This window comes from Pantoea sp. K16, from assembly GCF_048452805.1.
In the GTDB taxonomy this organism is placed as follows: domain Bacteria; phylum Pseudomonadota; class Gammaproteobacteria; order Enterobacterales; family Enterobacteriaceae; genus Pantoea; species Pantoea agglomerans.
In genome coordinates, this window is sequence record NZ_JBLWNV010000001.1 from 64,726 (window position 1) to 85,818 (window position 21,093).

Annotated in this window: 19 protein-coding genes and 1 pseudogene; 9 read left to right on the forward strand and 11 right to left on the reverse strand. The window is 53.9% G+C overall.

Going from position 1 to position 21,093, the window contains the following annotated elements:
- Positions 1 to 80 precede the first annotated feature (80 nt).
- Positions 81 to 1,277, reverse strand: a complete 1,197-nt coding sequence (locus ACK13D_RS00300; protein ID WP_033760352.1) for an MFS transporter — start codon at positions 1,275 to 1,277, stop codon at positions 81 to 83.
- Between the two features lie 293 nt (positions 1,278 to 1,570).
- Here ACK13D_RS00300 and ACK13D_RS00305 point away from each other — a divergent pair, with 293 nt between their 5' ends.
- A complete protein-coding gene (locus ACK13D_RS00305) occupies positions 1,571 to 2,320 on the forward strand; it encodes an NAD-dependent epimerase/dehydratase family protein (RefSeq protein WP_187513775.1) in 750 nt (249 codons plus the stop codon).
- A gap of 142 nt (positions 2,321 to 2,462) precedes the next feature.
- Here the strand turns inward: ACK13D_RS00305 and ACK13D_RS00310 are convergent.
- The 6 genes and pseudogenes from ACK13D_RS00310 to ACK13D_RS00335 form a co-directional block, all read right to left on the reverse strand.
- Positions 2,463 to 2,702 (reverse strand): annotated as a pseudogene (locus tag ACK13D_RS00310) (ABC transporter six-transmembrane domain-containing protein); the annotation flags it as partial.
- A gap of 46 nt (positions 2,703 to 2,748) precedes the next feature.
- Positions 2,749 to 3,366, reverse strand: a complete 618-nt coding sequence (locus ACK13D_RS00315; RefSeq protein WP_418795614.1) for a DUF2931 family protein — start codon at positions 3,364 to 3,366, stop codon at positions 2,749 to 2,751.
- A 35-nt stretch (positions 3,367 to 3,401) separates the two neighbouring features.
- Positions 3,402 to 3,788 carry a hypothetical protein gene (locus ACK13D_RS00320; protein WP_187500470.1) on the reverse strand — a complete coding sequence of 129 codons (387 nt, stop codon included), beginning with the start codon at positions 3,786 to 3,788 and terminating at the stop codon, positions 3,402 to 3,404.
- Positions 3,789 to 3,870: 82 nt separating this feature from the next.
- Entirely contained in the window at positions 3,871 to 4,488 is a 618-nt protein-coding gene (locus ACK13D_RS00325) for a DUF2931 family protein (RefSeq protein ID WP_418795616.1), read from the reverse strand.
- A 35-nt stretch (positions 4,489 to 4,523) separates the two neighbouring features.
- Entirely contained in the window at positions 4,524 to 6,275 is a 1,752-nt protein-coding gene (locus ACK13D_RS00330) for a phospholipase effector Tle1 domain-containing protein (protein WP_418795617.1), read from the reverse strand.
- 109 nt (positions 6,276 to 6,384) lie between these two features.
- Positions 6,385 to 6,867, reverse strand: a complete 483-nt coding sequence (locus tag ACK13D_RS00335) for a PAAR domain-containing protein (protein WP_418795352.1) — start codon at positions 6,865 to 6,867, stop codon at positions 6,385 to 6,387.
- 203 nt (positions 6,868 to 7,070) lie between these two features.
- Here ACK13D_RS00335 and ACK13D_RS00340 point away from each other — a divergent pair, with 203 nt between their 5' ends.
- From ACK13D_RS00340 to ACK13D_RS00350, 3 genes are all read left to right on the forward strand, one after another.
- Positions 7,071 to 7,544, forward strand: coding sequence for a TetR family transcriptional regulator C-terminal domain-containing protein (locus tag ACK13D_RS00340; protein WP_418795354.1), 474 nt, complete (start codon positions 7,071 to 7,073; stop codon positions 7,542 to 7,544).
- 472 nt (positions 7,545 to 8,016) lie between these two features.
- Complete coding sequence (locus ACK13D_RS00345; RefSeq protein ID WP_152545226.1) at positions 8,017 to 9,402, forward strand: diaminobutyrate--2-oxoglutarate transaminase; 1,386 nt, start codon at positions 8,017 to 8,019, stop codon at positions 9,400 to 9,402.
- 14 nt (positions 9,403 to 9,416) lie between these two features.
- On the forward strand, positions 9,417 to 10,883 hold the full coding sequence (locus ACK13D_RS00350) for a pyridoxal phosphate-dependent decarboxylase family protein (protein ID WP_039389056.1): 1,467 nt from the start codon (positions 9,417 to 9,419) through the stop codon (positions 10,881 to 10,883).
- 152 nt (positions 10,884 to 11,035) lie between these two features.
- Here ACK13D_RS00350 and ACK13D_RS00355 read toward each other — a convergent pair whose 3' ends face one another.
- Positions 11,036 to 11,935 carry a LysR family transcriptional regulator gene (locus ACK13D_RS00355; RefSeq protein WP_418795355.1) on the reverse strand — a complete coding sequence of 300 codons (900 nt, stop codon included), beginning with the start codon at positions 11,933 to 11,935 and terminating at the stop codon, positions 11,036 to 11,038.
- Between the two features lie 144 nt (positions 11,936 to 12,079).
- Here ACK13D_RS00355 and ACK13D_RS00360 point away from each other — a divergent pair, with 144 nt between their 5' ends.
- Together ACK13D_RS00360 and ACK13D_RS00365 are read left to right on the forward strand one after the other, a co-directional pair.
- The gene (locus ACK13D_RS00360; RefSeq protein WP_418795357.1) at positions 12,080 to 13,084 is read left to right on the forward strand and encodes an NAD(P)H-dependent flavin oxidoreductase; all 1,005 of its coding nucleotides are present in this window, start codon (positions 12,080 to 12,082) and stop codon (positions 13,082 to 13,084) included.
- 386 nt (positions 13,085 to 13,470) lie between these two features.
- Positions 13,471 to 13,605: a hypothetical protein gene (locus tag ACK13D_RS00365; RefSeq protein ID WP_254920067.1), complete on the forward strand. Its 135-nt coding sequence runs from the start codon at positions 13,471 to 13,473 to the stop codon at positions 13,603 to 13,605.
- 279 nt (positions 13,606 to 13,884) lie between these two features.
- Here the strand turns inward: ACK13D_RS00365 and ACK13D_RS00370 are convergent, their stop codons facing one another.
- The gene (locus ACK13D_RS00370; RefSeq protein ID WP_010247251.1) at positions 13,885 to 15,198 is read right to left on the reverse strand and encodes an MFS transporter; all 1,314 of its coding nucleotides are present in this window, start codon (positions 15,196 to 15,198) and stop codon (positions 13,885 to 13,887) included.
- A gap of 207 nt (positions 15,199 to 15,405) precedes the next feature.
- Here ACK13D_RS00370 and ACK13D_RS00375 point away from each other — a divergent pair, with 207 nt between their 5' ends.
- On the forward strand, positions 15,406 to 15,717 hold the full coding sequence (locus ACK13D_RS00375; protein WP_010247254.1) for a VF530 family protein: 312 nt from the start codon (positions 15,406 to 15,408) through the stop codon (positions 15,715 to 15,717).
- 73 nt (positions 15,718 to 15,790) lie between these two features.
- On the opposite strand, the gene mqo is transcribed toward ACK13D_RS00375, so the two are convergent.
- A complete protein-coding gene (gene mqo / locus ACK13D_RS00380; RefSeq protein ID WP_418795359.1) occupies positions 15,791 to 17,440 on the reverse strand; it encodes a malate dehydrogenase (quinone) in 1,650 nt (549 codons plus the stop codon).
- 306 nt (positions 17,441 to 17,746) lie between these two features.
- Between mqo and ACK13D_RS00385 the strand changes: the two genes are divergently transcribed.
- Together ACK13D_RS00385 and dcuR are read left to right on the forward strand one after the other, a co-directional pair.
- Positions 17,747 to 19,381: a sensor histidine kinase gene (locus ACK13D_RS00385; RefSeq protein ID WP_022624763.1), complete on the forward strand. Its 1,635-nt coding sequence runs from the start codon at positions 17,747 to 17,749 to the stop codon at positions 19,379 to 19,381.
- A complete protein-coding gene (dcuR, locus tag ACK13D_RS00390; protein ID WP_009093030.1) occupies positions 19,378 to 20,097 on the forward strand; it encodes a two-component system response regulator DcuR in 720 nt (239 codons plus the stop codon). The genes ACK13D_RS00385 and dcuR overlap by 4 nt, the downstream gene beginning before the upstream one ends.
- Here dcuR and ACK13D_RS00395 read toward each other — a convergent pair.
- Positions 20,091 to 21,053 carry an FAD:protein FMN transferase gene (locus tag ACK13D_RS00395; RefSeq protein ID WP_033786960.1) on the reverse strand — a complete coding sequence of 321 codons (963 nt, stop codon included), beginning with the start codon at positions 21,051 to 21,053 and terminating at the stop codon, positions 20,091 to 20,093. The genes dcuR and ACK13D_RS00395 overlap by 7 nt on opposite strands.
- Positions 21,054 to 21,093: the final 40 nt, after the last annotated feature.

A 21,093-nucleotide genomic window follows, 5' to 3' on the forward strand; every position in this document is an offset into this window, starting at 1 on the left:
ATTGCTGAAAAATAATACGGCGGCCCTGTACTAATAAAGCGCAGCGATAAACAGTATCGCTGCGCCCTGCTTTATAGAACTCAGGCCAGTTGAGTCTGCTGACGGGCAGCATGTCGCGCCGTGAGCACAAAGACCATCAGACCGGCCACGCCCAGCGCAACACCCACCCACGCGGTGGAGATCCAGCCATAGCCCAGCGACACCGTCAGGCCCCCAAGATACGCGCCCATCGCATTGGCAATGTTCAGCGCCGAGTGATTCATCGCAGCCGCCAGGGTTTGCGACTCATTGGCGACATCCATCAGGCGAATCTGCAATGACGGCAGCAACACTGAGCAGGTGCCGATCAGGAACGTAGCCAGCAGGCCAGTTGCCACATGCTGAACCAGCACCGGGAAGGCCAGCATCACCAGCACGTTCCATAACAGCGTCCAGCCAATAATATTCAGCACCGGGCCATCAGCCAGACGGCCACCCACCAGATTACCGATGATCATTCCCAGCCCAAACGCCACCATCGCCCAGGGGATCAGCGAGGGGGAGATGCCAGCAATGTTAATCAGCGTCGGCGCGATATAACTGAAGATAGCGAACATCCCGCCAAATCCTACCGCCCCCACCAGCAGGGTCAGCAGCACCTGCGCGTTTTTCAGCGCGCCCAGTTCCCGCAGCGGATGCGCATCCACATCGCCAGGCGTGTAAGGAACATAGCGGCCAATCAGCAGGCAGGTCAGCAGTCCAATTGCGCCCACAAAGGTGAACACCACGTGCCAGCTAAATAACTGCCCTATCCAGGAGCCCAGCGGTACACCAATCAGGGTCGCTACCGTCAGTCCCAGCATCAGTGACGCCAGAGCGCGGCCACGACGTTCAATCGGCACCAGCGAGGCGGCTACCAGCGACGCCACACCAAAGTAGGCGCCATGAGGCAGCCCGGTCAGAAAACGCGCCACGAGCAGGCCGTGATAGCTGTCGGCCATCGCGCTGGCAACATTACCGATACTGAACAGCGCCATCAGGATCAGCAGCAGCGATTTACGTGCCATTCGCGCCGCCAGCACCGCAATAAACGGCGCACCGACCACCACGCCCAGTGCGTAACTGGCGATGGCGTTGCCCGCCTGCGGCTCGGTAATCGCAAGGGAGCGTGAAACATCTGGCAGCAGGCCCATCATGATGAACTCACCGGTACCGATGCCAAAGCCGCCCAGCGCGAGGGCCAGTAATGCCCAGCGGACAAAACCGGCATCGTCGGTTTTATGATTTTTTCTTAACAAAATTGATTCCCAATGGCCAGAACTGAAAAAACTGAAGTGAGGCGGAGAGAGAAAGCAGAGCGTGTTCCCGTCCGGTTGAAGCGGGCAGACTATAAAAAGTCAGGCTGCGCTTAGCAACCCATTTATGTGATCTGGCGCACAGTGAAGGCTGCGGGAACGTGGGTCTTTATCCGTGCAACTCTGGCGCATAGCGACCTGTTTAAGATCACAATCCGGGAAGCTACGCAGGCCTGAGTCGTGAATCTCTGTTTAACTGACCTCTCAGCGCTTCTTTTGAATAACAGGATCAGCAGATGACGACCAGAGTTATCCTTCTTACCGGTGCCAGCGGGCGCATCGGGCGCACTTTCTTTGCGGCCAGCCAGAACAACTACCGTTTTATCCTGACCGATTTACGTGAGCCGGATTACGCGATACCCGCACCCCATCGTTTTATTGTGGCGGATCTGTCACAACCTGGTGCGGCGGAGAAATTACTGGCTGAAGAGCCTGTCGATACCGTCATCCACCTCGCCGGTATCCCGGATGCGCAGGCCAGTTTCGACGATCTGCTGCCCGCCAATATTCTCTCTACGACCTGGATACTCAAGGCAGCAGCTGAGCACCGCTGTCGTCGTCTGGTCTTTGCCAGCAGTGCGCAGACCATTGAGGGCTACCCGGCGGATGTCCAGATACATCCCGGCATGGCCGTCTCTCCCGCGAATCTGTATGGCGTCACCAAATGTTATGGTGAAGCACTTTGCGCCTTCTATGCCAGCCAGCACGGGTTGAGCTGTGTGGCGCTGAGAATCGGGGCGTATGAACCTGCACTGGATAACAGCCTGCATAATGCGAGGGATTACAGCGCATGGCTGAGTCCGGAAGATGCCGTCAGATTGCTGACTGGCGCTGTTGAGGCAGAGAAGATCACCTTCTTTATTGGCTACGGCATTTCCGATAACCGCTTTAAGCGCTTTGATCTGACACAGACGCGAGAAGTGCTGGGCTATACGCCGTCTGATAACGCTTTCAGAGCATTTGCGCCAGGTGAGCTGGATTATTAGCCCCTCCCCTGAGCCGTGATCGCTTTCGGTCCCGAGTCGGCTCGTTAATTCTTCACCTCCGTTGCCGCCGGCCCGTCCGGCGGCTGCTTGAGCCCTCAACTGAGACAACGCCCAAAAGAAGGCAGCGGCTGAATCGGCCAAATCAGTGTGTGCCGGTATTCACCCGGCGACCTATGTCTTTCAGCTGGGAATATTTTTCCAGCAGTTGTGGGCCATCATCCAGGCTCATGGCAAACATCCACATATAGGTCATCACCGAATAGATGTGACCCGCATTGGTCCCGCCACGGTTCGACATTACCGCAATGGTGACAGCAAATAGCAGCGCTGCCACGCTACCGATGGCCAGATAACCCCAGGCTTCCCGATCGGAGAGACGGAGCACACCGCTCCGGCGCATATTATCCGGCAGATTTCATCTGTCGGTGTCACCATCTGCCGTAGGGATAGGTTTTCTCTTTGATAAATGCTGGCGTTTCACCGTAATAAACATACCCGTTGGGATGCTCCGTGATCCCTTTGCAAGCATCCAGTTTATCCCCGGACAGCGTGGTGATTTTTACCGGTTTGACTGGCATATTAGCGGCCGGGCCGCTGTTCTGGAGCCAGATGCGCACTTTGCCTTCCGGTGCCAGACCAAACAATAATGTTTTATACCAGGCACTATTTCCTCTCCGATCTTTGCCGGTTGGTACCGACATATTTTCCCGCAGGGCAGATGAGAAGGTGATTCGCGTCTCGTAGGTCTTTTTATCGATAACCGAATCCCAGCAGAACAGCATCAGCGCCGGTGGATGCCGGGCTTTATTAAACTGAGCATGCATCCTGACCCGGTTATTCCATATCTGAGTTGTATCCGGATCCCCTGGAGTGCTGTCCAGCGTTCTGTAAGTGGATACAACTTTCTCGTTGTCGATAATCAGCGCTTTTGTCACCACCGCCGGTAATGCCTTGGGGGTGAAAAACGCAAAACCGACCTCACCGTAGGGCATTTCACCGGTGTCTTCCGGCGTCTGCGCTTCGCCTGACCGACAGCCGCTGACCATGACCATGACCAGCAGGGGAAAAACTGCGTTCAGCCTCATACCTTTTTCCCGTCCATGCTGTAGACGGAACGTTTCCACTGCTCATCCGGGCGGTTGATAAAGCCAATCAGCTCTGAGGGCGATGCGCCCCCGTGAATGAAGCCGTCCGTATTGACCACGATGGCATTCCAGTTGGCCGAACAGTGAATATACCTCTCCGCAATAACGTCCAGCTCATCCTGACTGAACGCTTGATAGGCATAGGTACGCCAGGTATTACGCCCCGGGCTTGATGGATCAACCAGGGACCGTAAAAAGGCATTCACTTCACGGTCAAATACCCCGTCCTCCCCGATGAGAAAGGGCTGGCCGTCAATAATACCCAGCCGCTCAGCCACCTCCGCCAGTTCAGGTGTACGGCTCAGGTCGGTAAAAACCAGCATGATGATTGCCCTCCAGACAGACAACACATAAGCGCCTAAACCCGGCCTGCATGTGTCGTCAGGCGGGTATCAGAAGCAATCGCTACCAGTTGCCGTAGGGATAGGTTTTCCCTTTTACAAATGCTGGCGTTTCACCGTAATAAACATACCCGTTGGGATGGTCCGTAATCCCTTTGCAGGCATCCAGTTTATCCCCGGACAGCGTGGTGATTTTTACCGGTTTGACTGGCAGGTTATCACCTCCTGCGCTGTTCTGAAGCCAGATACGGACTTTACCCTCTGGTGCCAGCCCTAACAGTAATGTGTCATACCAGGCCATATTACCTCTTCTGTCCCTGCCGGTTGGCACCGACATTTTTCCCCGAAGGGCCGGTGAGAAGGTGATGCGCGTCTCGTAGGTCTTTTTATCGATAACCGAATCCCAGCAGAACAGCATCAGCGCCGGTGGATGCCGGGCTTTATTAAACTGAGCATGCATCCTGACCCGGTTATTCCATATCTGAGTTGTATCCGGATCCCCTGGAGTGCTGTCCAGCGTTCTGTAAGTGGATACAACTTTTTCGTTGTCGATAATCAGCGCTTTTGTCACAACCGCCGGTAAGGCCCGGGGAGAGAAAAATGCAAAATAAACTTCACCGTAGGGCATTTCTCCGGTGTCTTCCGGCGTCTGTGCCTCTCCAGCCCGGCAGCCGCTGACCATCACCATTATCAGCAAGGGGAAAAATGTTTTCAGCTTCATACCTTCTTTCCGTCCATGCTGTAGACGGAACGTTTCCACTGCTCATCCGGCCGGTTGATAAAGCCAATCAGCTCTGAGGGGGAGGCGCCACCGTGAATAAGGCCGTCAGTATTGACCACGATGGCATTCCAGTTGGCCGAACAGTGAATATACTTCTCCGCAATCACGTCCAGCTCATCCTGACTGAACGCCTGTGGCGTCTGACCGCTGCGTGCTGCCTTACCCATCACCAGCGCTTTGTCACACAGGGAAGACAGTTCATCAGAAAGAGTCATGTTCGGATTAGCCGGGTCGACAGAGTCAAACACCACCCCGGCTTCCCGTGCGGCCTCAAGCATCACCCTCAGCACCACGCGGGACCAGTCGTTTCTGACGGTCCGTCCGCGCATGGTCAGCGCCGCAAAGCTGCGCTTCTGCATCTGGCCGTACCGGTCCGGAGGAAGCCTGTCGTCATGCCATGTTTCTGCCGATATTTCATTTGTCCGCAGCAGCGGGGCCAGACAGGGCGACTTATCCAGAGTCTGCAACTGCGCTACTGCCTGCCGGTAAGCCTGCGTCTTTTCACCGGGCTGGCTGTACGGCACCGTCTCCGTTGCCGGGCGGGTCAGAAACAGGTCTTCCTTCGTGACGGGCAGATAACCGCCGCCGATATCGGAATGCACGCCGGGCAGCGCCAGCTCCGGCCAGGCCGGTTTCACGCTGTTAAGCGCAAAGTTAAAGCGGCACTCGTTCGCAGCGGTGATATGAAAAACCTTCTCTGCCACGCCGGGACGCAGGGTGAGTTTCACGTTCCCGGTATCCGCACTGTGCGGGTTCAGGCCATTAACCGGCGTACCTATCGCAGCAACGGTATCAAAGATGCCGATGAAGCGGGTCTTTCCTGAAGGAGAACCATTGAAAGTGATGCCCGTCATGGCCTGGCGGATGGCGCTGATAATGGCCGGGTCTTCTGACTGGATGCGGTTAGCAAAATGACGGGCTGCGGCTGCTCCGCGACTAAAGCCAAAGATGTCAAACTGAAGACAATTTATAACAATCTCACAGCCTGATTTGCTTCGTATATCCTCTGCAGCGTCTGAAATAGCTTTCACTAACTGAGATACGGCGTGGTTGGTTTTAGCAGCAACCCCTGTGTCGGATATACCAAATCCCTGGCCCAGCTTGTTGTCGGGTTTACCGGCTTCGGTACCAATACCATCAATGTAGATGCCTACCTGAACATCTGAATCGTTACCGGATATGGTTTGTTTATACAGTGTGCTCAGCCAGTGAATATTGGTGTAGTACCCGGTATAGCTGGTTGCGCCTGTACCCGACACGCCAAAATTTTCACGGGCGCATTTTGCCAGAATGGACTCGGCTTCCGGATCGTTCAGGTTGTAATGACCTGCGGTATAGGCCTTCAGCATGTTCTGCGTGTTAACGGCATTGTTGCCGGTACCGTCGAAGAACACGCCTATCGTCAGCGTGATCTCCCGTTTCTTTTTCTTTGCCGCCTGAGCATGTTGTTCCGGCTCCGGAGCGACTACCGGTGCCATCCGGGCTTTTGCCGCCGAAAGCTGCGGTATCGTACTAGGGGCAATCAGAAAATTGGTTCCCTGCGGGCACCCGCAAACGATCTCTGAGCCATCCACCGCCACAGCGGCGCTGTTTGAGTGCCGGTGATCGCCACTCACAATGATCCCTACTTCCCCGCACTTTGGGCAGGGGGTGGTTTTGTCACCGATATAGAGTTTCAGCAACCCCATGACCGACATACCGGGGCGGGTCGCGATACACTGCGCCCCTGTGGAAGTCTTATCCCCGTGCAGACCGACGTTTTTACCGTGAATGATACAGCCTCTTCGGGTCATCGGCTCAGCCCTCTGCCGGTAAAAAATCAGCATCCATCGGCAGACCTTTCAGCTCATTCAGCGTACATCCCGCCTGCGGGGTGCTGATAATCACATCACCGTTACTCAGCCGGCTGCCGACCAGCGCGATACTTTTACCGCCTTTCTGGAATTTCGCACCGCTGCCGGTGGCAATCCGGGCGGTGGTGCCGTCAGGATAAACCACCTCATCACCTTCCAGCGCAACGCTGACCTTCTGTCCGTCCTCAGGCGCTATTTCAGAGCCGTTCCAGGCTGCACGTACCACCCCGCCGCGGTGTGTCAGCGCCCCGTCAACCGCGATCCGGTAAATCGCCACCACCGGATGTTCAAGCAGAAATGCCTCCTGCTCTTCAACTGTCTGACGGGCACCTTCAGGCATCCCGGCCTTTTTCTCCGTCGAAAATGGCGGACGCGCCAGTAAGGTAGCTAATTCCGGGGTCAGTACGTTGGTATATTGCGGTTCCATGTCAAATCCCTTTTTTTCCTGTGATAAACGCGTCAGCAAAAGCTATGCGACGGCAGGCATCTCCCATAATGAGATACTGCAGGTTTACACAGGAATGATGGATATAAATTGAGCACAATCAATACAGCACGAGACATTAGTCATTTAAAGAATATAAGCCGGGCTATGTCCTGTCTGATAAAGCTTTAGGGCATTTTCGCTATGTGAACTGGATTATTAACCCGCCCCTGACGCAGCGATGGCTTCTAGTCCGGCAATGGCTGTGTATTCCTCCCATTTGTTGCCGCTGGCCTGTCCGGCGGCTGCTTCAGCTCTCTACAGAGTCAGCATCCTTAACAAAGCAGTGGCTGCTTAATCTGTTCGAAAGTCATCTGCCGAGCGCACCGGATGCAACCTGGCAACTTTATGCTTCATTCTGGCAGATGGCTGCGCATCACGAAGCCTATGCCGCGCTGGCAGAACAAATGACGGGAGCGTGGCAGGCGCTGGTGGAGGAGATAATTAGTGACGGCGTCACAGATGGAACGCTGCGTTGTGCCGATATACCGCGCACCGCCCGGCAAATCAGTGCGATGCTTAACGGCTATGCCGATTTGCTGACCATCAATCCGTCGGAGAAAAAGGCAAGCGAAGGGATGGCTGACTTAACGCAGTTTATTGATCATCTCCTGTCGTAACGTGGATCTGACGCGTTATAAAGGCTTTAACAACGCCAGATTTTAATTAAATGTTAATAAAAGGTTTATTATTTTAATTAGTCTGCGCTTTTAACCCGCTATAAATGCAGCTTCTTCAGTCAAACTGACTTATGCTTTTTCCATCTGAAAAGGCCCCTTTTTGATAGCGTTTTGCCCCGGAAACAGCTATTTACACAGATTATTATCATTGACTTAGCACGCCCCGCGCCGGGTAAGCTGGTGTTTTTACGCCACTTATTAACAACGGACTAGCGAAGCGGCAATAATGTATACGTTCACAAACTCACCAAATGATTGATTCCTATAGCAAAGAATCTGTTATCTGCCGATAAAATTAAACATTGAGTCGGACCTTAAAAACACCTATATTGGCCGCGCTTAAAACACATACCCCAATTTAAATACATTTATTCAACTGCGACGCTACGCCCGTCCCGGTTGTAGGAGAGATATGATGACGGATAAAGTCCGTATTGATAGTTTGAATGCACAGAACTTAAACGCAACCAATGAAACCTATTTAGCCCGTCAGGCTGAATTTGAATCAAACGTTCGAAGTTATCCTCGCAAATTGCCGTTCGCGATTGCGAAAGCACAGGGTGTCTGGATCACAGACGTCGAGAATAATCAGTATCTCGACTGTCTTGCAGGTGCCGGAACGCTGGCATTGGGTCATAACCATCCAGACGTTCTGCAGAGCATTCAAAATGTCATTACCAGCGGCTTGCCGTTACATACTCTTGATTTAACCACGCCGTTAAAAGATGCGTTCTCTGAGTACCTGCTCTCGTTATTACCGGGCCAGGGCAAAGAGTACTGCCTGCAGTTTACCGGCCCGTCGGGCGCGGATGCCGTTGAAGCGGCGCTGAAACTGGCCAAAAAACACACCGGTCGTTCCGGCATCATCAGCTTCTCTGGTGCGTATCACGGCATGACCCACGGCGCGCTGTCTGTTACCGGCAACCTGTCACCGAAAGAAGCGGTCAACGGCTTGATGCCGGAAGTGCAGTTCATGCCTTATCCGCACCTCTACCGCTGCCCGCTGGGCATTGGCGGTGAAGCGGGCGTGAAAGCGCTGACCTACTACTTCGAAAACCTGATCAACGACGTTGAGAGCGGCGTTCGCAAACCGGCAGCCGTCATTCTGGAAGCGGTTCAGGGCGAAGGCGGTGTTAACCCGGCTCCGGCTGAGTGGCTGCAGCGCATCCGTAAAGTGACCAAAGAGCATGGCATTCTGCTGATCATCGACGAAGTGCAGGCGGGCATTGCCCGTACCGGTAAATTCTTCGCCTTTGAGCACGCCGGTATTGAGCCGGACATCATCGTGATGTCAAAAGCGGTCGGCGGCGGTCTGCCACTGGCGGTACTGGGCATTAAGAAAGAGTTCGACGCCTGGTCTCCTGGCCACCACACCGGCACCTTCCGTGGCAACCAGCTCGCAATGGCGACCGGCCTGACTACGCTGAAACTGCTGAAAGATAACAATATCGCTGACAAAGTTGCTGCACAGGGCGAATGGCTGAAAGGCAAGCTGGGCGAGCTGCAGCAGCGCTACCCGGTAATCGGCAACGTGCGTGGTCTGGGCCTGATGATCGGCATTGAGCTGGTGAAACCTGACGAAGCCGCTGATCACATGGGCAGCTTCCCGGCAGACGGCGAGCTCTCCGCGCTGGTACAGAAAAAATGTTTTGAGAACGGCCTGATTCTGGAGCGTGGCGGACGTCACGGCAGCGTATTACGTCTGCTGCCGTCCCTGCTGATCACAGATGCAGAACTGGACGTGTTTATGGATAAATTTGAAAACGCCCTGCTGTCAGCTGGCGTGAAACCAGTTTGAGTGGAGTGAATGCAATGTCCCGGTTAAACCCGATTCTGGCGGCCTCAGCACAAAGTACCGAGGCCTACCAGCAGGCGATTGCCCAGAGTAGCGCGGCCGTCGTGAAGTGGCTGGAACAACCTGAGATGTATCAGGGAAAAACCGTCGCAGAGCTGCGCGAGCGCATTAAGCTGGACTTCAATCCTCAGGGCCTGGGCAACCAGGCAGCTATTGAACGCGCCATTGAGTACTTCCTCAAAGACAGCCTGTCGGTTCATCACCCGCAGTGTGTGGCGCATCTGCACTGCCCGAGCCTGGTTATCAGCCAGGCGGCGGAAGTGCTGATTAACGCTACCAACCAGAGTATGGATTCGTGGGACCAGGCACCTTCAGCCACCCTGATTGAGATGAAGCTGATTGAGTGGCTGCGTACCCAGGTCGGTTATCAGCCCGGCGACGCGGGTGTCTTCACCAGCGGCGGCACCCAGAGCAACCTGATGGGTCTGATGCTGGCGCGTGACGCCTGGTTTGCCCGCCAGGGTCATTCTGTTCAGCAGGATGGTTTAACCGGCGATCTGAAGAAGATTAAAGTCTTCTGTTCAGAGAATGCGCACTTCTCGGTTCAGAAGAACATGGCGCTGCTGGGTCTGGGCTATCAATCCGTAACGCAGGTGAAATGCGATCGCTTTGCCCGCATGGATATGGATGACCTGCGCCACAAGCTGGCAGCCTCCAAAGCCAACGGTGAAAACATTCTGGCGATTGTTGCCACGGCGGGTACTACCGATGCCGGTGCGATCGATCCCCTGCGTGAAATCGCGGCGCTGGCGGCCGAAGAGAACATCTGGGTGCACGTCGATGCGGCCTGGGGCGGCGCGCTGCTGCTCTCAGAAAAGTATCGTGACTATCTGGATGGCATTGAGCTGGTCGATTCCATTACCCTGGACTTCCACAAGCAGTTCTTCCAGACCATCAGCTGTGGTGCTTTCCTGCTGAAGGAAGCACGCCACTATGAGCTGATGCGCTACCAGGCGGCCTATCTGAACTCTGAGTTTGATGAAGCGCAGGGTGTGCCGAATCTGGTATCCAAATCCCTTCAGACCACCCGCCGTTTCGATGCACTGAAACTGTGGATGGGCCTGGAAGCGCTGGGTCAGAAACAGTATGCCGAAATCATCGATCACGGTGTGACGCTGGCACAGCAGGTTGCACAGTACGTTGATGAGCAGCCTGCGCTGGAGCTGGTGATGAAACCGCAGCTGGCCAGCGTGCTGTTCCGCTATCGTCCGGCGCATCTGGCGCACTTCAGCAGTGCGGATATTGCGTTGCTGAATCAGCGTATCGGTGATGCCCTGCTGGAATCGGGCCGCGCCAACGTTGGTGTGACCGAGTTCGATGGCGTGACCTGCCTGAAGATGACCCTGCTGAATCCGACAGTGACGCTGGAAGATATCAAAGTGTTGCTGACATTGGTGGAAACCACGGCACAGCAGCTGGTGTAAATACTGGAAATAGTGGCGTTAAGGTCACTATCAGAGGCGCCTCAGGGCGCCTTTTCTTTTTCTGTGTTTATCCCTTTCATTCATCGGTGAGGCCACAGCGCCTGTGCGCTGGTTTGCCGGACATCTTTGCCTCTGCCCCTTTTGTGTAGCCCCTAGCCGATCTTGTATTGACTCACCCATTCAGCACAAAACTCCAGATACGCGAGTGTGATGGCTGAAGGATGTTTGTGCCGGACATAGACCAGATGTAAGGGCATCGAGTGAGTCGGATAATCAGGCAGCAGTCGCACCAGCTTCCCGCTCTCCACATCAGGTTTAACTAAAAAATCAAACAACAGCGATACCCCGGCACCGCTCAGTGCATAGTGGCGCAGGCCCTGCGTATTGTTGGAGGAAAAAAACGGCTCAAACTTTACCTTCTCGTCTCCGGATACCCACTCAAAGGAACCACTGTTAAGCCCTTCCCAGCTGGCTATCGGATACGTCGCCAGCGCCGCCAGCGTCTGCGGATGTCCAAAGCGTTCAGCCAGTTCAGGCGTGGCAACAAACCATGCCTCGACATTCATAACCGGTTTGGCAATCACATCCTCGGTATGCAACTCGCCCAGCCTGAGTGCCACGTCAATGCCATCTTCAAACAGATCCACCACTCTTTCCCCTGAGTGGCAAAACACTTTGATATCAGGATAGCGTTGCTGAAACGCATGCAGTAACTCCCACCAGATAGTGAAGTCAGGCGGCACCGATATTCGCAGTTTGCCCGCCAGTTTGTGCGCAGACCTGACCGTTTTGGTGGCCTCTTCCAGCAATTCCAGGCCAGGTCGCGATTGCTCAAAGAACTGTTGTCCTTTGTAGGTCGGCCTGACCCCTTTCTTTGATCGCTCCAGTAACTGCACACCCAGTGCCCGCTCCAGCTCGTTCACTTTCCGCACCAGCGTAGAGATGGGGATAGCCGTTCTCTCACTTGCCGCTGAAAAGCTGCCTGCCTGAACGACTGCAATAAAGAGTTTTGTCGCGTTGAGATCCATTATCTTCCCATATCTGGCAAACATGTACCCAATTCTGACCGTTTACTTCTTATTTTCAACTATTAAACTCCCTGTTTTGGCTAAGAGAATAAAAATAAAACGGCCCGTAAAAAATTCTTATTTCTAACGAATAAGTCTGGCTACACAATATCCGGATAAGGAAAAACTATGAAAAACCGTGTGACAGAAATTCTGAATATTCGCTATCCCATTATTCAGGCACCCATGTACTTTCTGACCAATGCAATGTTTGTTGCTGCGGTATCCAACGCAGGCGGATTAGGCATAATTGGCCCCAACGCCGGGCAGGATACATTGCCAGACTCTCGTTTCATGGCGCTGGAGCGCATGCGTGAGCAAATCAGAAAAACCAAACAGCTGACGGATAAACCTTTTGGGGCAACCCTGATCAATGGGCCGGATATGAGTTTCTGGCGGCCCACCGCTGAAATGTTTGTTGAAGAGAAGGTAGATGTCGTTTTAGTTAATGAAGTGCTTGATGCCGAAATATTCGATTTTCTGAAACAACATCGCATCAAAATCCTTTATCGTGCGCTGACGCCTGACGTAGCGAATTCTCAGCAGGCTGAAAAGCTTGGCGCCGATATCATTGTCGCCACCGGATTTGATGAAGGCGGCACCGTGCCATCACGCATTATCGGAACGTTCAGTATCGTGCCTATGATCGCTGACAGTGTGAAAATTCCGGTGCTGGCGGCAGGCGGCATTGGGGATGTGCGTGGCGTGCGTGCAGCCATGGCGTTAGGTGCAGAAGGCGTCTGGATAGGCAGCCTGTTTTTAACCGCGCAGGAGAACCCGGCGGATGAGAAGGTTAAGCAGCTGATTGTTTCATCGAGCGCAGAAGATTTGCTACTTTTCCGCACCCTGCCCGCTTATTACCGGACATTGCCAACGCCGCTCAGCCCCAGGCTGGCAGAACTTGATGCGCACGGCGCTGACCGTGAAACCCTGTTCACTGCAATGAATGGCTACAACTCTTTATGGCAGGCGATGCGACTGGGCAATCTTGACAAAGGCGTTGTTTCGACAGGCACCGGCATCTCGATGATCAAATCGGTGCGAACCGTTGCAGCCATCGTCGCCGATCTGGCACAAGATTTCATCACTCAGCCGGAGAAACAGAAATCTGACGACACCGTTCTCAGTCTGTAATCTGTTTAAAGTTAGTGATGTGACCGCCACCAGCGGGATCCGGTTGTCGGATGAGTCCCGACCGGGTCCAGCGTGCTGCCCGCAGTGTTCAACTGTGGGCCGTTATTCAGCTTTTCCTCTTCACAGCCTGAAGCCATACAGGTTCAACCCTTTTCAGTCAAACAGACACAAGATAAATTAACAGCTTTTATTCCCTCATTTAGATTTCGTTTATTTTATAATTTGCATGACGCCTTTATTTCAGCAGAGTCTGGAAAACCGCATCGCGATCAATATATAAAGATTTTACTTCAGCCATAATTAATCAACACTCACGTTAAGTCACTGATAAAAGTGAATAACATATTACAGATAAGAATAGTTTAATTTCACAGGAATTAACGCTTATGCTCCTGCGTAAAATAGTTATCATTCTTCTCGGTATGATTATGGCTGCTGTCATCATTATTGCCGACAACCATGCTCATAAAGTTAATTGCCGTGATCAGGTTTTCAGTTTGCCATCATCGCAAAGTGAATGACCTTGTCTGAATCCTTCTCTCCAGCATCCTCTTTGGCTTCAGACCTGTTGGCGGTGTTGATGACGCGAGAAGGTCAGTGACGTTGATCCGGCTGAATCGCTTACGGAATAAAACCCTGTTACATCGGCCTGAACAGAGCGGCACGTTACGCCAGTGATATTACAGCTGCATTTCTGATAAGCAGGCTTGTTTGTTGCCCTTCCCGGCAGACCTGTCAGTAAAAAAGGCTGCATAACACTTATGCAGCCTGAATTTCCCGCTCAGCTTGCTTGCCGACACTTAGCGCGACGGTGGCTCATCCAGTAGCCGCAGATGATCATCTTTGTTCAGGGTCATCAACGCAACAATACTGACCAGCGCAGTCGCCATCACATACCAGGCGGGGATATCGGGATTACCGGTCTGTTTAATCAACCCGGTGATGATCAATCCGGCACAGCCAGAAAACACCGCGTTAGAAAGCGAATAGGCCAGACCCAGTCCGGTATAACGCACCCGCGTCGGGAACATCTCTGCCAGCATTGCAGGCCCCGGTCCGGCCAGCAACCCGACTACTCCGCCCGCGATAAACACCACCAGCGCTTTCAGCAGCAGCCCGGTGCTCTCTGCCTGAAGTATGTTAAGCAGCGGCAGAGAGAGCACCAGCAGCAATACCGCCGCCGTCACCATCACCGCACGGCGGCCAATCCTGTCACTCAGCATGCCGGCCGGGATGATGGTGGCAGCAAAGCCCAGGTTCGATATCACCGCAATCAGCAACGCCTGGTTAAAACCGGTGTGCAGCGATGCCTGCAGGTACGTCGGCATAATCACCAGCCAGGTGTAACCGGCCGCCGACCAGACCATCAGCCGACAGATACCGAGCAGGATCGTTTTCAGCGTATCGCCAAGGCTGGCGTCAACTTTTACAACGGGTTTTGCCTGCTGCTGAATAAACGCCGGGGTCTCCTCCATCTGAACCCGCAGCCAGAGCGCGATGACACCCAGCGGCAGGGCAATGAAGAACGGGATGCGCCAGCCCCAGCTCAGCATCTGCTCCGGCGACAGCAGCAGTGAGAGCAGCGCTACGATGCCCGCGCCAGCCAGTAATCCCAGCGCCACAGTAAAAGATTGCCACGCCCCATAAAGGCCCCGCTTACCGCGCGGTGCAAACTCGGTCATCAGCGATACCGCCCCGCCATACTCACCCCCCGCGAACAGGCCCTGCAGAATACGCAGACCGGTCACGATCAGCGGCGCCAGGATGCCCAACTGGGCATAGGTGGGCACCAGGCCGATAGCCGCCGTCGCCAGCGTCATCATGATTAACACAAAAATCAGCGTGGGTTTGCGCCCGATGCGATCACCCATCCGGCCGAAAATGATTGCTCCGAGTGGACGGAAGAAAAAGGCGATGGCAAATGACGCATAGGTCAGCAGAAGCCCGGTCAGCGCTGACTCCCCTTCCAGCCGGAAAAAGTTCTGCGCTATCACGGTGGCAAGAAAGCCATAGACGGCAAACTCATACCATTCAATGAAATTACCTACCGAACCGGCAATCAGAGCACGTTTACGGCTGGCGGAGCTGAGCAGATTATCGACGGGCACAGACATGGCAGGAGATCCTTTTTGAGCATCATCAGTCGCTTATGATTAGCACAATCGCCGCACGCCTGCGCACTCTTCTGCCTGTCACGTTAACTCAGACACAGAAATCTGCGCTTAACGCGCCACGGCACGCCCTTTTTCACCTTCACGCCTTGCACAACGGCTTTACGATTGTCAGGATGTGCGGCATTGAATGAATCAGGCGGATAGATGATGAACGCACAAACCTCAAAAGATCCTCTGCATGGCGTAACGCTGGAGATGCAGATAAACAGTTTAGTCGCGCAGTATGGCTGGGCGGAGTTGGGAAAACGGATCAACATTAACTGCTTTAAAAGCGATCCGAGTGTTAAATCAAGCCTGAAGTTTTTGCGGCGCACGCCCTGGGCGCGGGCTGAAGTCGAAGCGCTTTATCTCGCCTCGTTAAAAGAGGAACCAGCCTCCCGCGAAGCACCGTCTGAAGAGGCGGATCAAGCACCCGCAGAAGATCCCTGGGGCAACTGGCGCGGTAACCAGCCGGAGTAACGGGCAGAAAACGCAGCAATAAAAAAGCCCGCACAGGTTATCCTGCGCGGGCTTTTTTTACGTCAGTTCGCTGTTACAGCGCCATGTCGTGCTTCGCTGAAGGCGCTGCCTGCTCAGGCTGTGCTGCTGGCGCCTCGGCTGCTTTGCCATCCATGTTGATAACCGGCGGTGTGGTCAGCTGCAGAGTCGCAGCTGTGTCATTCCATACCTGCTGCAGCATCGGCACGTTGTCATTCAGTTTCTGACCGTAGCCTGGGATCATCTTGTGGATCTTAGCCTGCCATTCCGCTGACTTAAACTCTTCCGGGAACAGTTTCTGCATCACGCTTAACGCGATAGGCGCAGCGGTCGATGCACCAGGAGAAGCACCCAGCAATGCCGCCACGGTTTTCTGCTGATCGGTCACAATTTCTGTACCCAGTTTCAGCACGCCACCTTTGTCAGCATCTTTCTTGATGATCTGTACGCGCTGACCGGCCTGAATCAGTTTCCAGTCCTCTTTCTTCGCGTCCGGGTAGTACTCTTTCAGCGCTTCGAAGCGATCTTCTTCTGTCAGCATCACCTGGCCAACCAGGTATTTCACCAGGTCGAAGTTATCCATACCCACGTCGGTCATTGGCACGATGTTATGAGTAGTGGTGGTGCTCAGCAGGTCAAACAGTGAACCATTTTTCAGGAACTTGGTTGAGAAGGTCGCAAACGGTCCAAACAGTACGACGCGTTTGCCATCCAGATAACGGGTATCCAGATGCGGAACGGACATCGGTGGTGCACCGGTAGACGCCTGACCGTAGACTTTCGCCAGGTGACGATCGGCAATCGCCTTGTTTTCGGTTACCAGGAATGAACCGCCGACCGGGAAGCCTGCATAGTTTTCCGCTTCCGGGATGCCGGTTTTCTGCAGTAATTTCAGCGCGCCGCCGCCAGCACCAATAAAGACATATTTCGCGTCAACCGCACGCTCATTGCCGTTTTTGGCATCTTTAATGGTGACGTGCCACGAGTTATCGCCGTTACGTTTGAAATCGGTGACTTCAGACGAGGTTTCCAGACGGAAGTTGTCATTCTTCTTCAGGCTGCCGATTAGCTGACGGGTAATTTCACCGTAGTTTACGTCGGTGCCAACTGGCGTCCAGGTTGCGGCCACTTTCTGCTGGGGATCACGACCTTCCATCACCAGCGGTGCCCACTGCTCGATCTGCTTGTGATCGGTAGAGAACTTCATGCCCTGGAACAGCGCGGTTTTCTGTAACGCCGCATAGCGTTTAGTCAGGAAATCGACGTTGTCGCCCCAGACGAAGCTCATGTGTGGCGTTGAGTTGATGAAAGAGCGCGGATCGTGCATCACGCCCTCTTTGACCTGCGAACTCCAGAACTGGCGTGAAACCATGAAAGCTTCGTTGATTTCCAGCGCTTTCGTCACCTCGATCGAGCCGTCTTTACGCTCAGGCGTATAGTTCAGCTCCATATTGGCAGAGTGACCGGTACCGGCGTTGTTCCAGCCGTTAGAGGATTCCAGTGCCACACCATCCAGCTTCTCAACCATGATCTGTTTCCAGCCAGGCTGCAGCTCTTCCAGCATGGTGCCCATTGAGGCGCTCATGATGCCGCCACCAATTAATAGGACGTCGGTTTTTTCTGGTGAAGTTTCAGCATGCAGTGCTGAAGAAACTAACAAGGCCGCGAGGGAAAGAGTGGGGATAACTTTCTTTGAATTCATCATTTTAATCTACAGCTCAGACGGTATTGGTTAAAAAAAGTCCTTAAAGTTTAAAATAATGTTATTTGTGAGTTAATGTGAAAATAGTTATAAAATTAAAAATAGCAATTTAGCCTTAATTTAATTACAAAAGGCTTACCGAATTGCTCACATATTTTAACCACACATTAAGGGTGTCCTTTGAATTATACAATCCCCTAACACAAATATTGTTCTCCGGCGATTGCCCGCGCGCAGACCGCTAAAACTGTACTGATGCGGTCAGTTAGCGTATGTTTCCGGGCGATCTTCCACCCGTGCTGAACGCCAATGACAAGCCAACCACAGAACCGACATGCCGTGACTAAACGACCCATGAAACTCAGTACCCTGACCACCCTGATGATGACTGCAGTTATCGTCACCGTGCTGCTCGCTGTCCATCTGCTCTATTTTGTGCAGATCGATAACTTTGCTCAGTCGCATCTTAAAGATAAGGCGATGGCAGTGGCACGCACTCTGGCAGACAGCCCTGAAGTGCAGCGTGGGTTACTGTTACCGGACGGCAGCAGCCAGATTCAGCCACTGGCTGAAGCCGCGCGCAAACGCAACGGCCTGCTGTTTGTGGTGGTGACGGATATGCGTGGCATTCGCTTTTCACACCCGAACGCGGCGGTGATTGGCAAACATTTTGTCGGCAACGATATCTATCCGGCCCTCAGCGGGCGGGAAAATGTGGCGGTAAATCACGGCGTGCTGGTAGAGGCACTGCGGGTATTTACCCCGGTTTATAACGCAGATCATCAGCAGATTGGTGTGGTGGCGATCGGCATTGCGCTGAATGATGTGGCGGCGCAGATTGCCAAAAGCCGCTGGAACATTGTCTGGACTGTCTTATTTGGCGGCCTGGTGGGTCTGCTGGGGATTCTTATTCTGGTCAGGCGCCTGAAGAGCATATTGCTCGGGCTGGAGCCGCATGAAATCTCCAGCCTGTTCGAGCAGCGTCAGGCGATCCTCAATTCTATTAAAGAGGGTGTGATTGCGGTAGATGATGAGTCACGCGTCAGCCTGATTAACCACGCGGCGCAGCAGCTGCTGCATGAGACCACCCGCAAGATGCCATTAAGCGGCGATCTGATTGCTGAAGAGAGCGTAATGCACCGCCATCAGCAGGATGCGCTGCATGCGGGCAAAGCCTGGCACGATCAGGAGCTGACGCTGGGTAATCGCATCCTGATCAGCAATACCGTGCCGGTTCGCAGTCGTGACCGCATTATCGGCGCGGTGACCACCTTCAGGGACAAGACCGAAATCAGCCAGCTGATGCAGCGTCTGGACGGCATGGTAAACTATGTAGACGCGTTACGTGAACGTTCCCATGAGTTCATGAACAAGCTGCATGTCATTCTGGGCCTGCTGCATATGAAAAACTATGCGCAGATGGAAGAGTACATCCTGAAAACCGCCAACGCCTATCAGACGGAGATTGGTTCGCTACTGCAAAAGATCAAATCGCCCATCATTGCGGGTTTCCTGCTCAGCAAAATCAACCGGGTGACCGATGAAGGCCATCAGCTGATTATCGATGAGGCGAGTTTTCTGCCCGACTGCGGCAGCGAGGAGCAGAGCGCGGTACTGATTACGGTGCTGGGCAATTTAATTGAAAATGCGCTTGAGGCGCTGGATCCGGAAACCGAAGGGGAGATCCACCTCATGCTGCATTATCAGAATGGCTGGTTAGCCTGTGAAGTAAGTGATGACGGACCCGGGATCGACGGCACGCAGCTCAGCGCCATTTTTGAGCGTGGCGTCTCGTCAAAAGGCGAAGATCGCGGTGTCGGATTGTTTCTGGTTAAGCAGCAGACCGAAAGCCTGGGCGGCAGTGTCAGTGTCGAGTCGGAACCGGGTGTATTCACCCAATTCTTAGTACAACTTCCGTGGGAGAGAGGAATGATTACCCAATGATCAATGTGTTAGTTGTCGATGATGACGCCATGGTAGCCGAGCTGAATCGCTGTTATATCGGGCAGATCCCAGGCTTTACCTGCTGCGGCACCGCCTCAACCTTACAGCAGGCCAAAGAGCGGCTGGCGCAGGCCGAACCTCAGGTTGATCTGATCCTGCTGGATATCTATATGCAGCAGGAGAACGGTCTCGACCTGTTGCCGGAACTGCGCAGCGCAGGACGTCCGGTTGACGTGATTATTATCTCGTCAGCAGCAGATGCCGCCACCATCAAAACCTCACTCAACTATGGTGTGGTGGATTATCTGATCAAGCCTTTCCAGTTTGCCCGCTTTGAAGAGGCGCTGACTGGCTGGCGACAGAAAAAATCGCTGATGGATAATCATCAGTTCTATCAGCAGTCGGACGTTGATCAGCTGTTGCATGGCAATCCGCCGGGGGCCAGCGAGCAGAAGCGACTGCCGAAAGGATTAACACCGCAGACGCTGCGCACGCTGTGTCTGTGGATCGACGCCCATCCGGGTACCGAGTTCTCCACCGACGAACTGGCAACCGAGGTGAATATCTCTCGCGTCTCCTGCCGCAAGTATCTGATCTGGCTGGCGCAGATTAATATTCTGTTCACCAGCATTCATTATGGGGTCACGGGCCGTCCGGTTTATCGCTATCGCCTGCAGCCGGAGTATCACACTTTACTCAAACAATATTGTCAGTGAACCAGCCGGTAATCGGTGTCCAGTAACTGAAAAGAAAAGTGACGTTGTGACGAGCAGATCACCTGCCTGTCACGGGTCACAAATATCGCTTCAATGCCCGGTTGCTCCGCCAGGCATGCAATGCCCTGTTCAACGCCGAGGCCGTAAAGCAGCGTGGTGTAGATGTCGCCATCCAGTGAACGGTCAGAGATCACGGTGACGCTCAGCAGGTCGTTATCCAGCGGATAACCGCTACGCGGGTCGAGGATGTGGTGATAACAGACGCCATCCAGCTCGAAATAACGCTCATAGATACCGGATGTCACCACCGAGCGATTATTCACCCCGATCACCCCGATCAGCTCATCGGCCTCACCAAACGGTTTTTTCAGGCCGATTGCCCAGCCCGCCTCTTCTGGCGGCGCACCCACTGTCTGCACATTTCCCCCCAGATTAATCAGCGCACTGCTGACCTGCTGCTGGCGCAAAAAAGCCTGCACAACATCGGCGATATAGCCTTTGGCGATGGCGCCCAGGTCGATCTCCATCCCCGGCCGGGCCAGCATGACACTGCGGCTTGCGTCATCAAGAATAACGTCATGCGGATTCGTCAGCGCCATGCGCGCCTGAAGTTCTGTCTCTGATGGAACACGGTGGCCCTGAAAGCCGATTTTCCAGCACTTCACCAGCGGGCCAATAGCCAGATTAAACAGGCTGTCGGGCAGCAGGCTCACCGCATGCGCGCAGGCGATCAGGTCAAACACCGGCTGACTCACGACCACCGGATGCTGCCCTGCCGCGTGATTAATCGCCATCACCTCAGACGCCGCGCGGTTAACCGTGAAGAGATTCTCCTGCTGTTTAATCAGGCGGAAGACCTGTCCGGCCAGGGTCTGATTATCGTCGAAGAGTTTGAGCAGGATGGGTGAACCCATTAAGACAGCGGAGTAAGCATAGACACGCGCATCAGTTAACATAGGCGACTCTGCTTTAAAGAGAAAAGAACGGCATCCGCAG